Here is a 16,088-nt window from a genome sequence, read left to right as displayed (position 1 = left end):
GATTTTTTTCGTCGCCGCTCGGCGCCCGAAGACGGGCGGCGTGCGTCCGGATGCGCCAGGGAATGCAAAAAGTGACCGACCCGATGCCCTCGACACTGCAAGACGTTCTGCATCGCGCGGCGCGCGAGGCCGCCGCCGTCGAGCTCGCCTTCGTCCGCGCGGACGGCAGCGAACTCAGGCTCACCTACGCCATGCTGCTGGGGCGCGCGCAAGCGCTGCTCGCCAGCCTGCAGGCGGCCGGACTGCGGCCGGGCGATCATTTGTTGACGCAGTTGGGCGGCGGGGAGCAGCAGGTTGAGGCGTTCTGGGCCTGTATCCTCGGCGGCATCGTGCCGGTGCTGCTGCCGAAGACCGGCAGCTGGCGGCGCGAATCGGAACCCGCGCGGCGCATGCGCGCCGTGTCGTCGCTGTTCCCGGGCGCGACGATCCTGATCGATGCCGACCAGGCGGAGGATTACGCGAACGGTTTGCCGGCGCTGGAGGGCGGGCACCGCATCCTCGTCGTCGATCGCCTGCCCGAAGGCGGCGCGGCGGTCGAACACGTCGCCTCGCCGGAGGATCTGGCCTACCTGCAGTTCTCGTCGGGTTCCACCGGCGTGCCCAAGGGCGTGCGGCTCACGCACGCCAACATGGTCACGAACATCCGCGACATGGCGCAGGTCAACGGCTTCCTCGCGTCGCACGGCTTCATCAGCTGGATGCCGTACTACCACGACATGGGGCTGATCGCGTTCCACCTGGTGCCGACGCTGACGATGGCGCCGCAGGTGAAGCTCGACGCCGCCGATTTCATCGCCGATCCGCTGCTGTGGCTGCGCAAGATCCACGAGCATCGTTCGGCGGTGGCCGGCGGCCCGAACTTCAGCATGCGCCAGGTGCTGGAAAAGCTGGGCGACGACGTGCCGGACGGGCTGGACCTGTCGTCCATCCACATGTGGATGAACGGCGCCGAGCCGGTCTGGGTGAAGACGCTGTCGGATTTCGCGGACAAGCTGGCGCCTTCGGGGCTGTCGCGCAATGCGGTGATGCCGGTCTACGGTCTGGCGGAAGCCAGCGTCGCGGCCGCGTTCCCGCCGATGGGGCAGCCGTGGCGCGTGCATCGCCTCGATCGCCAGGCGCTGCTGCGCGAAGGCATCGCGCGCGACGCGTTGCCGGGCGAGGAGGTCATCGAGTATCCCGACGTCGGCGTTCCGTTGCCGAGCGTGCAGACGCGCATCGTCGGCGAGGACGGCAGCGTGCTGCCGGAGAACCGGCTCGGCGAGATCTGCATCCGTGGCGGCAGCGTCACCGCGGGCTACCACGGTCCGGGACTGTCGGAACGATTGTTCGATGCCGAAGGCTGGCTGCGCACGGGCGACCTCGGTTTCCTGCGCGACGGCCGCCTGACCATCACCGGCCGCTTGAAGGACGTGATCCTGATCAACGGCCGCAACGTGATGGCCGTGGATCTCGAACAGCACCTCAGCCGCGCGTTCGGCCTGAAGACCAGCCGCATCGCGGCTTGCGGCGCGATCGATCCGGCCGACGGCAGCGAATCGGTGCTGCTGTTCGTGGTCGAACGACCGCACAACCCGGACTGGGCCTACCTGCACGAACTGCGCGCCGCGGCCGAGGATTACCTCGGCTATCCGGTGCGCGCCGTCATCCCGGTGCGCCGCATCCCGCACACCAGCAGCGGCAAGATCCAGCGCCACCAGTTCGTGCAGCAGTGGATGCTGGGTGAATTCGCGGAACTCGCGCAGCGCTTCGACGCACATCGTCCCGTCTCCACCGGCGTCATCGATCCGCACGATGCAGTGATGACCGCGATCGCCGGCGCATGGGCGCAGGCGCTGGGGCTGCCGATCACCGACATCGGGCCCGATGCGAGCTTCGTGTCGCTGGGCGGCACGTCGGTCAAGGCCATGCGCATGCTGCTGCTGGCCGAGAACGCGCTGGATCGCAGGCTCGGCACGAAGGCGCTGCTCGAATGCCGCACGATCCGCGAGCTGACGCGCTTCGTCGCCGCGCTCGACGAACGACCCGATGCGGACGCGCCCTCGCTGCCCGCCGCCGCGCGCGAGCGCCAGGTGCCGGTGGCGATCATCGGCATGGCCGGTCGCTTCCCCGGTGCGTCGAGCGTCGAGGATTTCTGGCGCAACCTGCTCGACGGCGTCAGCGCGATCGCGCCGATGTCGGACCGGCGCTGGCCGCAGGCCGAACGTCGCTGGCCGATCGGTGAACTCGACGAGGCGATGGACTTCGCCGCCGCGTTCTTCCACATCGGCGACGACGAAGCCATGCTGATGGACCCGCAGCAGCGCCTGCTGCTGGAAACCGCGCATGCCGCATTGGAAGACGCCGGCTGCCTCGGTGCGCGCATGCCCGCCGGCCGCCACGTGGGCCTCTACGTCGGCGCCAGCTACAACGCGCATCTCGAACAACTCATCGCCTGGCGCGGCCGCGAGGCCGACGCCGCGCTGCTGCGCAGCAGTCAGCTGCTGCCGGCGAACCTGCTGAACATGATCGCGGCGCGGGTCGCGCAGGCGCTGGACCTCAAGGGCCCGTCGCTGGCGCTGGATACCGCGTGCTCGTCGTCGCTGGTCGCGCTGCACTACGCCTGTGCCGACGTGGCCTCGGGCCAGTGCGATCTGGCGCTGGCCGGCGGCGTCAACGTGTTGCCGTCGACGACGATGGTGCAACTGCTGCAGCAGGCCGGCGCGCTGTCGGCCAGCGGTGTCTGCCGCGCGTTCGATCGCGCCGCCGACGGCATGGTGCCCGGCGAGGGCGTCGGCCTGATCGTGCTCAAGCGCCTCGATCGTGCGCTGGCCGACGGCGATCGCATCGATGCGGTCGTCGCCGCCACCGCCATCAACAACGACGGTCGATCGATCGGCATCATGGCGCCGACGCCGGAAGGCCAGGAAGCGGTGGTGCGGCAGGCGCTCGCGCGCGCCGGCATCGCGCCGGGCGACATCGACCACGTCGAGGCGCACGGCACCGGCACGCCGATCGGCGATCCGGTCGAACTGCGCGCGCTGTCGGCCGTGCTGGGCCCGCGCGACGCCGACGTCCGCTGCGGCATCGGCTCGGTGAAGACCAACGTCGGTCACCTGCTGGCCGCGGCCGGCATCGCCGGCGTGATCAAGCAGGTGCTCGCGCTGCGCCACGGCGTGCAGCCGGCCACGCTGAACCTCGCATCGCCGCACGAACAACTGCTGCGCGACGACGCGGTGCTGCGTCCGCTGCTGAAGGCCGAGGCCTGGACCGCGGGTGCGCGCGCCGGCGCCGTGCGCCATGTCGGCATCAGTTCGTTCGGCTTCGGCGGCACCAACGCGCACACCATCCTGCGCAGCGCACCCGTTCGCCGACCGGCGGGCGAACGCGCCGCCGCCGTGTGGCCGCTGTGCCTGTCCGCGCGCGACGAACGCACGCTCGACGCGATGCGCCAGCGCCTGCATCTGCACCTGCAGACGCATCCCGAGCTCGACCTCGCCGACGTCGCCTACACGCTGTGCATGGGCCGCGAGGCGATGCCGGTGCGCCGCTGCGTGCTGGCGGTCGACACCGAGGACGCGATCGCGCGCCTCGACGCCGAACGCGCGTCCGCGGCGCTCGATGCCGCCGTCGTCGCCGATGCCGCACTGCGCGAGGCGGCGTCTCGCTGGGAAGCCGGGCGCGACGTCGACTGGACGCCGTACTTCGCCACCGCCGGTGCGCGGATCGTCGGCCTGCCGACCTATCCCTTCGCGCGACGCACGTTCGCGCTGCCGCTGCCGAAGCCGGCGGCGAGCGACGTCGCGGCACGCGAGTCGGTCGTCGGTCGCCCGGCCTCGGAATGGGCCTACGAGATCGCCTGGGCGAACGCGTCGCTGCCGTCGCCGTCCGATCCGCATCCCGCCGCGCACGTGCTGGTGCTCGGCGCGGACAACGCGATCGGCGAGGCGCTGTGCCATCGCCTGAACGCCACCGGCCGCGGCTTCACCCGCGTGACCGCCGGCGTGCGTTTCCTCGAATCCGCGCCCGGCCGCTGCATGGCCGACATCGCCACCGCGGACGGCATCGGCACGATGCTGCACACGCTGGCCGCGCGCCATGGCGCGCTGGACGTGCTCGACCTGCGCGGCTCGCGCATGCTCGGCGACGGCGGCGCGGGCGAGACCGCGACCCAGGCCGAAGCGCTGCTCGCCGGTGCGCTCGCGCTGGCGCAGGGCGTGCTGGCGCAGCCGCTGTCGGTGCGGCGCCTGCTGTGGGTGACCGCGCACGGCACGTCCGCCGGTGGCGGGGATGAATTCCGTTCGCCGGCCGCGAGCGCGCTGTGGAGCTTCGTGCGCACGGCGTCGCTGGAACTGCCGGCAGGCATGGCCGGCGCGGTCGACCTGGGCCTGCGCGACGGCGCGGCCGCGGCGATCGATGCGCTGGTGGCCGAACTCGACGCCGCCACGCGCGACGCCGCCTTCGCCGCGTGGCGCGAAGCCTGCCGCCTGCAGCCGGTGATCGCCGCCGTGCCGATGCCCGCGGTGCCGCGCACCGTGAGCGGCGACTGCGTGATCGCCGGCGGTCTCGGCGGTCTCGGCCTCGCGCTGGCCGAATGGCTGTCCACGCGCGGTGCGCAGCGCATCGTGCTGATCGGGCGCAAGCTGCGCGACGACGCACGCGATCGCGTTGACGCGCTGCGTGCGCGCGGCGCCGACGTGCACGTGCTGCTCGCCGACATCGCCGATCCCGAATCGATGGCCGTCGCCGGTGTCGAACTCGCGCAGCTGTGCCCGCGCGTCGACACCGTGTTCAACCTCGCCGGCGTGTTGCGCGACGTGCGCCTCGCCGACATGGGCCCGGCCGCATGGAACGACGTGCTGCGCGCCAAGCTCGCGGGCTCGGCGCTGCTGTACGAACACACCGGCATGCTGCAACCGCGGCGGTTCGTGATGTTCTCGTCGCTGGTGGCCGTGACCGGCCACGCCGGCCAGGCGAACCACGCCGCGGCCAACGGGTTCCAGGACGGCTTCGCCGCATGGCTGCGCCAGCGCGGCCAGCAGGCGAGCACGATCAACTGGGGCCTGTGGGGCGAGGACGGCGTGGTCGCGCACGAGCGCACCATCGCGGCGCTCGCGCGCGAAGGCGTGTTCCCGATGGGCACCGGTCGGGCGCTCGACGTCGGTGCTGCCATCTGGCACGCCGATCGCACGCAGACCGTGATCGCGAACGTCGCCGAAGGCTTCTTCCCGAACGCGGGTGCCGCCAAGGCCCCGGCGCAGGCGATCGAGGTGGCGGACGTCGTCGATGCCCGGGTCGCGCGCCTGGCCGACGCCGCGCGCCGCAATGCCTCCGGCGCGGTCGACGAACGCCTGCAACCGGAACTCGACGAGCTGTGCGCCGAACTGGTCGCGCAGTCGCTGCGCGACGTCGATGCGCTGTCGCCGTCGGAACGTCGCGACATCGACGCCATCGCGCATCGCCTGTCGCTGCGCGCCGATCGCCGCGCGCACCTGACGCGCCTGCTGCAGATCGGCCTGCGCGGCGGTCGCGTGGTGGTCGAGCAAGGCGCCTATCGCCTTGACGACGCTGCGGCGTCCGCCGATCCGGCCGCGCGCGCCGCCAGCATCCTCGAGCGCTGGCCGTTCGCGCGCGGTGCGGTGGAGATGCTGCAGCGCTGCATGGTCGCGCTGCCCGAGGTCTGGGCGGGGCGTCGGCAGCCGGTCGAGGTGCTCTTCAGCGGCGGCTCGGTCGACGAACTCGAAACCTTCTACTGCCAGTTCCCGCCGCTGCTGCGTGCGGGTGCGATGGTCGCCGGCGCGGCGCAGGCCGCGGGCGGCTGTGCGCGCGTGCTGGAGATCGGCGCGGGCACCGGTGCGCTCACGCGCGCGCTGCGTCCGGCGCTGCAGGGCGTCGCCGACGAATACGCCTACACCGACGTGGGCCGCCGCTTCCTGATGCACGGGCAGGAGCGCTTCGGCGACTGGCCGGCGCTGCGCACCGCGCTGCTCGATCTCGAACAGGATCCGGTGGCGCAGGGCTTCGGTGCCGGCAGTTACGACCTCGTCGCGGGCGCCAACGTCGTGCACGCGACCGCCGACATCGCGCAGACGCTGCGTTACATGCGCAACGTGCTGCGTCCGGGCGGCATGCTGCTGCTGGTGGAAACGGTGCGCCCGAACGCGTTCGCCGACTGCACCGTCGGCCTGCTCGACGGCTGGTGGGCGTTCCGCGATACCGCGTGGCGTACCGACTATCCGCTGCTCACGTCCGAACAGTGGTGCGCGCTGCTGGGCCAGCACGACTTCGCCGCGACCGTGATCGAGGTCGACCGCGCCGCCGACGGCGGCTCCGGCACCGCGGTGGTCATCGCGGTGGATCGCCGCACCGCTGCCGCGCCCGTCGTCGCGCTGCCGGGCACGGCGACGAAGCCGGCGCCGATGGCGGCCGCGTCGTCCGCTGCCGCCGCGGCGCGCACGCCCGCAGCGACGGCGGCCCCGGCCGGTGTCGTCGATGCGCAGGCCTGGGTCGCGAGCCTGATCGAGGCCGACCTCGTGGCGCAGGGGATCGTCAATGCGACCCACGACACTGCCTTCTCCGCGGTCGGCACCGACTCGCTGGTCGCCGTGCACACCTGCAACAGCCTGCAGCAGGCGCTGGGCGTGGAAGTGCCGCTGTCGCTGTTCTTCGAGTTCGGTTCGATCCGCGCGCTGTCGCAGCACCTGGTGTCGCGCCACGGCGACGTGATCGAGCGCGTGCGCCCGAAGGCGTCGGCCGTGGCTGCGCCGCCGGTCGCACCGACGCTGCGGCCGGTGCCGACGGCGCCGCATTACCCGCTGTCCGCGGCGCAGCGTCGCCTGTGGTTCCTCGCCCAGCTCGAACCGGGCAATCCGTTCTACAACATCCCCGGCGCCATTTCGTTCGACGGTCCGCTGGACCCGGGTGCGCTCGAAGATGCGCTGCGGCGCGTGGTCGATCGCCAGGAATCGCTGCGCACGCGCTTCGTCGAGATCGAGGGCGAGCCGCGGCAGATCATCGATCCGCCGGGCCACTGGCGGGTGCGTCGCATCGACCTGTCGGCGCTGGACGCCGCGGAACAGCAACAGGCGCTGGCGCGCATCCGCACGGAGGAGGGCGCGCAACCGTTCGACCTCGCCGTCGCGCCGCTGATGCGCGCGACGCTGGTGGTGCTGTCGCCGACGCAGCACGTGCTGTCGTACGTGATCCACCACATCGTCGCCGACGGCTGGTCGATCCGCGTGTGGCTGCAGCAGGCCGCGCGCATCTACAACGCCGCGCTGCACGGCGCGGAAGCGCCGCTGCCGCCGCTGCCGGTGCAGTACAAGGACTACACGGTCTGGCAGAACGCGTTGGTCGACCAGGGCCACCTGACCGGGCAGGAAACCTACTGGCTGCATCGCCTCGGCGGCGAACTGCCGGTGCTGTCGCTGCCGACCGAACGCCCGCGTCCCGCGGTGCAGACGTATCGCGGCGCGGTCGCGCACCACAGGTTGCCGCGCGGTCTCGCCGATGCGCTGGTGCAGCTCGGCCGCCATCACGACGCCACGCCGTTCATGGTGCTGCTGTCGGGCCTGGCGGCGCTGTTCCAGCGCATCACGCGCCAGGACGACGTCATCATCGGCAGCCCGATCGCCGGCCGCACCGCGCGCGAACTCGACGATCTCGTCGGCTTCTTCGTCAACGCGATGGCGCTGCGCATCGATCTCGCGGGCGACCCGGATGTCGGTGAACTGCTGCACCGCGCCCGTCGCGTCGCCACCGACGCCTACGCGCACCAGGATTTCCCGTTCGATCGTCTGGTCGAGCTGCTGAATCCGGTGCGCGACCTCGCGCGTTCGCCGATCTTCAGCACGATGCTGATCTACCAGTCGGCGCGGGTCGAAAGCTCGGTCGCGGGCGCGTTCGAGGGCCTGCGCATCCAGCCGCTGCCGAACGAGTGGTTCACCGCGAAGTTCGACCTGCAGTTCTTCGTGAAGGACGCCGACGACGGCCTGCACGTCGCGCTGGAATACAACACCGACCTGTGGGGGCCGTCCAGCGTGCAGCGCATGCTGGAGCAGTGGCAGCAGGTGCTCGCGGCGATGGTCGCGCAGCCCGACGCGACGCTGTCGTCGCTGCCGATGCTGGCCGCGGATCATCGCCGCCAGATCCTCGAGGACTGGAACGCCGTGCCCGCGGTCGCGCCGGCCGCCGACTGCCTGCACACGCTGGTGGAACTCGGCGCGCAGCGTGCGCCCGACGCGCCGGCCGTGGTCGACGGCGCGCGCGTCGTCGACCATCGCAGCCTGCATCGCGCGGCGAACGCGCTGGCGCACCGGCTGGTCGCGCTGGGCGTCGGGCCGGAAACGATGGTCGGCGTCTACGCGCATCGTTCGCCGGAGCTGATCGCCGCGCTGCTGGGCGTGCTCAAGGCCGGCGGCGCCTACGTGCCGCTGGATCCCGCCTATCCGGACGATCGCGTCAGCGCGATGGCCGAGGACAGCGGCGCGCAGATCGTGCTGACCACCGCCGCGCTGGCGCCGCGTTTCCCGGTCCGCGACTGCCGCTTCGTCACGATCGACGACCTGTTCGAGGCCGCGGCCGATGCCTCCGCCGACACGCCGCCGGCGGTGCGCGTGCACGGCGAGAACGTCGCGTACCTGATCTACACCTCCGGCTCCACCGGCCGGCCGAAGGCGGTGGTCATCCGCCATCGCAGCGCCGCGGTGCTGATGGCGTGGGCGCAGTCCGCGTTCGCGCCGGAGGAACTGGAAGGTACGCTGGCGTCGACCTCGATCTGCTTCGACCTGTCGGTGTACGAGATGTTCGCGCCGCTGGCCGCGGGCGCGAGCGTGATCACCGTGCCGGGCAACGTGCTGGACCTGCCGCAGTTGCAGCCCGCGCGCCCGATCACTCTGCTCAACACCGTGCCGTCCGCCGCGCGCAGCCTGCTGCAGCAGGGCGGGATTCCCGCGTCGATCCGCACGATCAACCTCGCCGGCGAACCGTTCACCGAGGACCTGGTGCTGTCGCTGCTGCAGGGCGCGCCCGGCCGTCGCGTGGTGAACCTCTACGGTCCGTCGGAAGACACCACGTATTCCACGGTCAAGGCGCTGGTGCCGGGCGCGAAGATCACGCTCGGCAAGCCGCTGGCGAACACGCGGCTGTACGTGCTCGACGACGCGCTGCAGCCGGTCGACGTGGGCGTGCTGGGCGAGATCTACATCGCCGGCGAAGGCCTGTCGCGCGGCTACTACCGTCGTCAGTCGGGCACCGCCGAACGCTTCCTGCCCGATCCGCACGCGGTCGCGCCCGGACAGCGCATGTACCGCACCGGCGACCTCGGCCGCTGGCGCGCCGACGGTGAAGTCGAATACGCCGGCCGCGTCGACCACCAGGTGAAGGTGCGCGGGTTCCGCATCGAACTGGGCGAGATCGAGACCCGCCTGCGCGCGCATCCGTGGGTGCGCGAGGCCGCGGTCGTGGCGCGCGACGACACCGGCGGCGCGAAGCGGCTGGTCGCCTACGTCTGCACGCCGGACGACGGCGCCGAGGACGCCGCGCACGCGGACGCCGTCGCCGACGAGGCGGTGGATTCCGTGCAGCAATGGCGCACGGTGTTCGAGGACACCTACGCGCAGCTCGAACTGGCGCGAGAAGGCACGCAGGCCGACTTCAACATCGCCGGCTGGACCAGCCGCTACGACGGCAGCCACCTGCCGCAGGTGGACATGCGCGAATGGGTCGACGGCACCGTCGCCCGCCTGCTCGCGCTGAAGCCGCGGCGCGCGCTGGAACTGGGCTGCGGCACCGGCCTGCTGATGTTCCGCGTGGCGCCGTCGGTCGAGCACTACACCGCCACCGACTTCTCGCCGGCCACGCTGCACTACCTGCGCAGCCATCTCGACGCACTGGGCGACAAGGCCGGCTCGGTCGAGCTGCTGGAACGCGCGGCCGACGCGATCGACGACCTGCCCGGCGACTTCGACCTGGTGATCGTCAACTCGGTGGCGCAGTACTTCCCGAGCCTCGCGTACCTGGAACTGGTGATCGAACGCGCGCTGGAACGACTCGCGCCGGGCGGCCATCTGTTCCTCGGCGACCTGCGCAGCCTGTCGCTGCAGTCTGCGTTCGCCGCGTCGCTGGAACTGCATGCGGCGCCGGCGGCCACGCCGCTGACCGCGGCGCACTACGGCGCCTGGCACCAGGCCGCGCTCGACAACGAACTGCTGGTGCATCCGGGCCTGTTCGCCCTGCTGCAGCAGCAGGGCCGCATCGGCGCGGTGCGCGTGCTGCCCAAGGACGCGCGCCGCGTCAACGAGCTGAGCAAGTTCCGCTACGACGTCGTCATCACGCGACGCACGCCGCAGGCCGTGCCGATGGCGTGGTCGGACTGGTCGGGCGACGGCTGGGATCTGGCCAAGCTCGAACGCCGCCTGTGGCAGTCGGGCGTGGTCGCGCTGTCGGGCATCCCGAACGCGCGCGTCGCGGTCGATGCGCACGGTGCGCGCCTGCTGGCCGATCCGGGCGAGCTGAAGACCGTCGGCGAACTGCGCCGCGCGGTCTCCGCGGCCGAACCCGGCATCGATCCGCAGGTGCTGGCCGAACTCGCGGTCGCCAGCGGCCGGCAGATGGAGCTGAGCTGGATCGACGGCGCCGCCGACGGTCGCCTGCGTGCGGTGTTCGCCGCGCCCGGTGCGGCGCTGCCGGAATGGACGCTGCCGCCGCCGGCCGGGCTGACGCTGGCGCAGTGCGCGAGTTCGCCCGCGCAGGCGCTGCAGCGTCGCCAGATCGGCGCGGTGCTGCGCCAGCACCTCGCGCGCGAACTGCCCGAGCACATGGTGCCCGGTGCGTTCGTGTGGCTGCCGCGCTTCCCGCTGACGCCGAACGGCAAGCTCGATCGCAGGGCGCTGCCCGATCCGCAGCGTCCCGGCGCCGCGCACGACTTCATTCCGCCGCGCACGCCGGTGGAACGCGAACTGTGCGGCATCTGGAGCGAAGTGCTGGGCCAGGACCGCATCGGCGTGCACGACGACTTCTTCGCGCTCGGCGGCCATTCGCTGCTGGCGACGCAGGTCGTCACCCGCATCAACCGCGCGTTCGGCACGGCGTTGGCGCTGCGGGCGATGTTCGAGGCGCCGACCGTGGCGCGACTGGCCGACCTGCTGCCGGCGGAAAAGCCCGCGGCCCCGGCCTCGCGCACGCCGGTGATCGCACGACGCGCGCGATCGACGGGCGCGCAGGACCGGCTCAAGGCCGCCCTCGAAACGCTGGCGCAGGCCGGCGACGCGACATGAGTGCCGTCGATCCCTGTGTCTTCGAAGGCCGCGGCCGGGCGCAATCACGCCCGGCCTGACGCCCCCGACTTCATTTCTTCCAAGGATTTCCCGGTATGGATACGCTGGCCTCCCGGCTTGCCGAGCTGACGCCGCAGCAGAAACGCGAACTGCTGACGCGCGCGGCGGAATTCGATCTCTTCCCGCTGTCGCATGGCCAGGAACGCATGTGGTTCCTGGATCGCCTGCGCCCCGGGACGCCGAACTACAACATGCCCGGCCGCGTCGATTTCCGCGGCCGCCTCGACGTGCCCGCGCTCGAACGCGCGCTGCAGGCGGTGGCCGAGCGCCACGAGTCGCTGCGCACCGCATTCGTCGAATTCGAGGGCGTGCCGATGCAGCTCGTGCAGCCGCCGAAGCACCGGCTCGAACGCATCGATCTCGGTGCTTCGCCCGCCGACGTGCGCGAGGCCGAATGCGAGCGCCTGCTGCTGGCCGCGGCGCGCGAGCCGTTCGATCTCGCCGAAGGCCACCTGTTCCGTTCGGTGCTGGTCACGCTCGACGACGACCATCACGTGCTGCTGCTCAACCTGCACCACATCGTCTGCGACGACTGGTCGCACGGCGTGCTGATGCGCGAGATCGCGGCCGGCTACACCGGCGGCGAACTGCCGCCGCTGGAGATCCAGTACGCCGACTACGCCTGTTGGCAGCGCGAACAGCAGCAGGCCGAGGACACCGGACACCTCGCGACCTACTGGAAGCAGCGCCTCGACGGCGCGCCGGGCCTGCTGGCGATGCCGCTGGACCGTGCGCGTCCGCCGGTGCAGAACTTCAACGGCGCGCGCATCGAGTTCGCGCTGGACGCCGACCTCTCGCAGCGCATCGAACGCCTCGCGCGCGAGCGCAACGCGACGCCGTACATGGTGGTGTTCGCCGCGTTCCAGGTGCTGCTGCACCGCTACACCGGCCAGCAGGACATGGTGATCGCCACGCCGATCGCCAACCGGCCGTCGCCGGAACTCGAAGCGCTGGTCGGCCTGTTCTTCAACACCCTGCCGATGCGCGCCGACTGCTCGGGCGATCCGGAGTTCGCCACGCTGCTCGAACGCGTGCGTGATGCCTCGCTGCAGGACTACGCGCACCAGGACATGCCGTTCGTCAAGATCGTCGAACTGCTGCAGCCCGAGCGCGCACTCAGCCACAACCCGCTGGTGCAGGCGATGTTCATCCTGCAGAACGCGCCGCACGAGGCGTTCGAGTTGCCGGGCCTGAGCGCGCGCATGCGCGAGGTCGACAACCGCACCGCGCAGTTCGACCTGATCCTGTCGCTGCGCCGCACCGCCGACGGCATGGCCGGCTACGTGCACTACGACACCGACATCTTCGAAGCGGCGACGATGCAGCGGCTGATCGGCCATTACCGCACGCTGCTTCAGTCGGCCTGCGCCGATCCGTCGCGACGTATCTCGCTGCTGCCGATGCTCACGCCGGCCGAACTGCATCGCGTGCGCTACGACTGGAACGACACCGATCGCCCGCGCGAGGCCGGCGTCTGCCTGCAGCATCTCGTGCAGCGCCGGGTGGCCGCGGCGCCGGACGCGACGGCGGTGATCTTCGGCGACGAGACGCTGACCTACGGTGCGCTCGACGCCCGCGCCAACCAGCTCGCGCACGCGCTGCTCGCACTGGGCGCGACGCCCGGCAGCAACGTCGGTCTCTGCCTGCGTCCCGGGCCGGACATGGTCGCCGCGCTGCTGGCGACGGTGAAGGCCGGCTGCGCCTACGTGCCGCTGGATCCCGCATATCCGGCCGAGCGCATCGCGTTCATGCTGCGCGACGCCGGCATCGCTGCGCTGATCAGCGCCGAGCCGGTGGCGTCGCAACTGCCGGCGGTCGACTGCCCGCTGCTGCTGCTCGACGCCGACAGCGCGCGCGACCAGTCGACCGATGCGCCGCAGGTGAACGTCACCGGCGAGCACCTGGCCTACGTGATCTACACCTCCGGCACCACCGGCCGGCCGAAGGGCGTGATGATCCGCCACGCCGGCATCGTCAACAACCTGCTGGACCTCAACGAGAGCCACGGCGTCGGCCCGGCCGATCGCGTGCTCGCGCTGTCGTCCTTCAGCTTCGACATGTTCGTGTACGAGACCTTCGGCATCCTCGCCGCGGGCGGCGCGGTGGTCATGCCGCAGGGTGACGGCGCGCGCGATCCCGTGCACTGGGCCGAGCTGATCCAGCGCCACAAGGTCACGATCTGGAACTCCGCGCCGGCGCTGCTGGAAATGCTGCTGCGCCACGTCGAGAGCGTGCCGGGCATGACGCTGCCGTCGCTGCGCACCGCGATCATGGGCGGCGACTGGGTGCCGGTGACGATGCCCGACCGCTTCAAGCGCATGGCGCCGGGCGCGCGCTACGACGTGCTCGGCGGCGCCACCGAGGCGTCGATCCACTCGATCACCGAGACCGTGCATCGTGTCGATCCGGAGTGGACCAGCATCCCGTACGGCAAGCCGATGGTGAACCAGCGTGCGCTGGTGCTGGACGCCGAACTCAATCCGGTGCCGGTCGGCGTGCCCGGCGAGCTGTACCTCGGCGGCAAGGGCCTGGGCCACGGCTACTGGGCGCGTCCGTCGCTCACCGCCGAACGCTTCCTGCCCGATCCGCATACCGATGTGCCCGGCGCGCGCATGTACCGCACCGGCGACCTCGCGCGCTGGCGCGAGGACGGCACGATCATCCTGATCGGCCGCATCGACCACCAGGTCAAGATCCGCGGCCATCGCATCGAGCTGGGCGAGATCGAAAGCGCGCTGCGCGAGCATCCGGCGGTGCGCCAGGCCGTGGCCGGCGCGCGTCCCGACGCCACCGGCGAGAAGCGCCTCGTCGCATGGATCGTGTTCCACGAAGGGCAGGCGGTGCCGCTCGACCAGGTGCTCGACGTCGCCCGCGCGCACCTGCCGGCCTACATGGTCCCGGCGGTGGCGATGGAGCTGCAGAAGCTGCCGCTGAGCCCGAACGGCAAGGTCGATCGCTCGGCGATGCCGGCGCCGGACGCCGCGCCGGCAAACGTCGTGCGCGAACTGCCGCAGACGCCGCTGCAGGCGCTGGTCGCGGACCTGTTCTGCGAAGTGCTGGGCCTGCAAGCCGTGGGCCTGCACGACAACTTCTTCGATCTCGGCGGCCACTCGCTGCGCGCCACGCAGCTGGCGGCGCTGGTGCGCGAATGGTTCCAGATCGAACTGCCGCTGCGCCAGTTGCTGCTGGAGCCGACGGTGGCCGCGGTCGCGGACGAACTGCAGAAACTGGCTGCCGAGCGCAGCGTGGATCTCGATGCGTTGCTCGCGGCGATGGAAGCGGGCGACGACGTCACGGAAGAGGAGATGGCCTGACATGAACATGCATGAAAAGAGCACCCATGAACAGGACGCGTTGTCGCACCTGAAGGCGCTGGCCTGCACCGGTCTCGACCGGCTGGCCGCGAAGGACCCGCTGCTGCTCGAACTGCTGGCGCGCGAACGCCAGCGCCAGGACGAGACGCTGACGATGGTGGCCTCGTCCAGCAGCGCCGATCTCTCGGTGCAGGCCTGCCTCGGGCAGGCGCTGGCGAACGTCACCACCGAAGGCTATCCGGGCCGGCGCTACCACGCGGGCTGCGAGATCGTCGACGAGATCGAGACGCTGGCCGCGCAGCGCGCGTGCACCGCGTTCGGCGCGCGCTATGCCAACGTGCAGCCGCACTCGGGTTCCACCGCCAACCAGGTGGTGATGTTCGGCCTGCTGCAGCCGGGCGATTGCATCCTCGGCCTTGACCTCGACAGCGGCGGTCATCTCACCCACGGTTCGCCCGCGAACGTGTCCGGCCGCTATTTCCGCGCCGAGACCTACGGCCTGGGCGCCGACGGCCTGATCGATTACGACCAGGTGCGTGACCAGGCGCTGCGCCATCGCCCGAAGCTGCTGATCTGCGGCGCCAGCGCGTATCCGCGCACGATCGACTTCGCGCGTTTCCGCGCGATCGCCGACGAAGCCGGCGCGCTGCTGCTGGCCGACATCTCGCACATCGCCGGCCTCGTTGCCGCGGGCGTGCATCCCAGCCCGATCGACCACGCGCACTTCACCACCACCAGCACGTACAAGCAGCTGTTCGGCCCGCGTGGCGGCCTGGTGATGTGCGGCCGCGACACCGACACCGTGATCGGCGCGGGCGGCCTGACCTGCTCGAAGCTGGTGCAGCGTTCGCTGTTCCCGATGGTGCAGGGCACGCCCGATCTCGGCGCGGTCGCGGCCAAGGCGCGCGCGCTGGCCGGGCTGACCACGCCGGCCTTCGCCGAACTGGCCAGGCGCATCGTCGCCGACGCGCAGGCGCTGGCCGATGCCTTCGTACAGCGCGGCTGGCGCGTGCTGACCGGCGGCACCGACAACCACATGCTGCTGGTCGACGTCGCCGAGCGCGGCCTCACCGGCCGCGTGGCGGAAGCGTCGCTGGAAGCCTGCGGCATCGTCATCAACAAGAACCGTATCCCGAACGATCGCCACGGCCCGCTGGTGAGCAGTGGCGTGCGCTTCGGCACCAACACGCTGGCGCTGCGCGGCCTGCCGCCGTCGGCGATGGCGCGCTGCGCCGAGCTGGTCGAGGACGTGCTGCTGCACGTCGAGGTGCAGGGCAACACCCAGTGGGCGCTCGATCCGCAGTGGCTGCACCGCGTGCGCGAGGAAGTGCAGGCGATCTGCCGCGAGTACCCGCTGCCGGGCATCGCACCGGGCGCCGCCGACGTGTCCGTTCCTTCTTCCGTGTCCCCGCGCGCGACGGTGCATGCCGATCGCGCCGAACCTGCCGTGACCGACTGATTG

The 16,088-nt window shown here is 71.5% G+C and carries 3 protein-coding genes; all 3 read left to right on the top strand.

The window, feature by feature from the left end; genetic code table 11:
* The first annotated feature begins 71 nt into the window (after nucleotides 1-71).
* Nucleotides 72-11,252, top strand: coding sequence for an amino acid adenylation domain-containing protein (locus ACT53Q_RS12300; protein WP_476186943.1), 11,181 nt, complete (start codon nucleotides 72-74; stop codon nucleotides 11,250-11,252).
* A gap of 95 nt (nucleotides 11,253-11,347) precedes the next feature.
* A complete protein-coding gene (locus tag ACT53Q_RS12295; RefSeq protein WP_476186942.1) occupies nucleotides 11,348-14,626 on the top strand; it encodes a non-ribosomal peptide synthetase in 3,279 nt (1,092 codons plus the stop codon).
* Nucleotide 14,627: 1 nt separating this feature from the next.
* Nucleotides 14,628-16,085 (top strand): serine hydroxymethyltransferase, encoded by a 1,458-nt coding sequence (locus tag ACT53Q_RS12290; protein WP_476186941.1) that lies wholly within the window; start codon nucleotides 14,628-14,630, stop codon nucleotides 16,083-16,085.
* Nucleotides 16,086-16,088 lie beyond the last annotated feature (3 nt).

The organism is Lysobacter sp. DMC97, assembly GCF_056313745.1.
The sequence above is the reverse complement of the archived record's forward strand: the minus strand, read 5'-3'. Positions and strand labels throughout refer to the sequence as shown.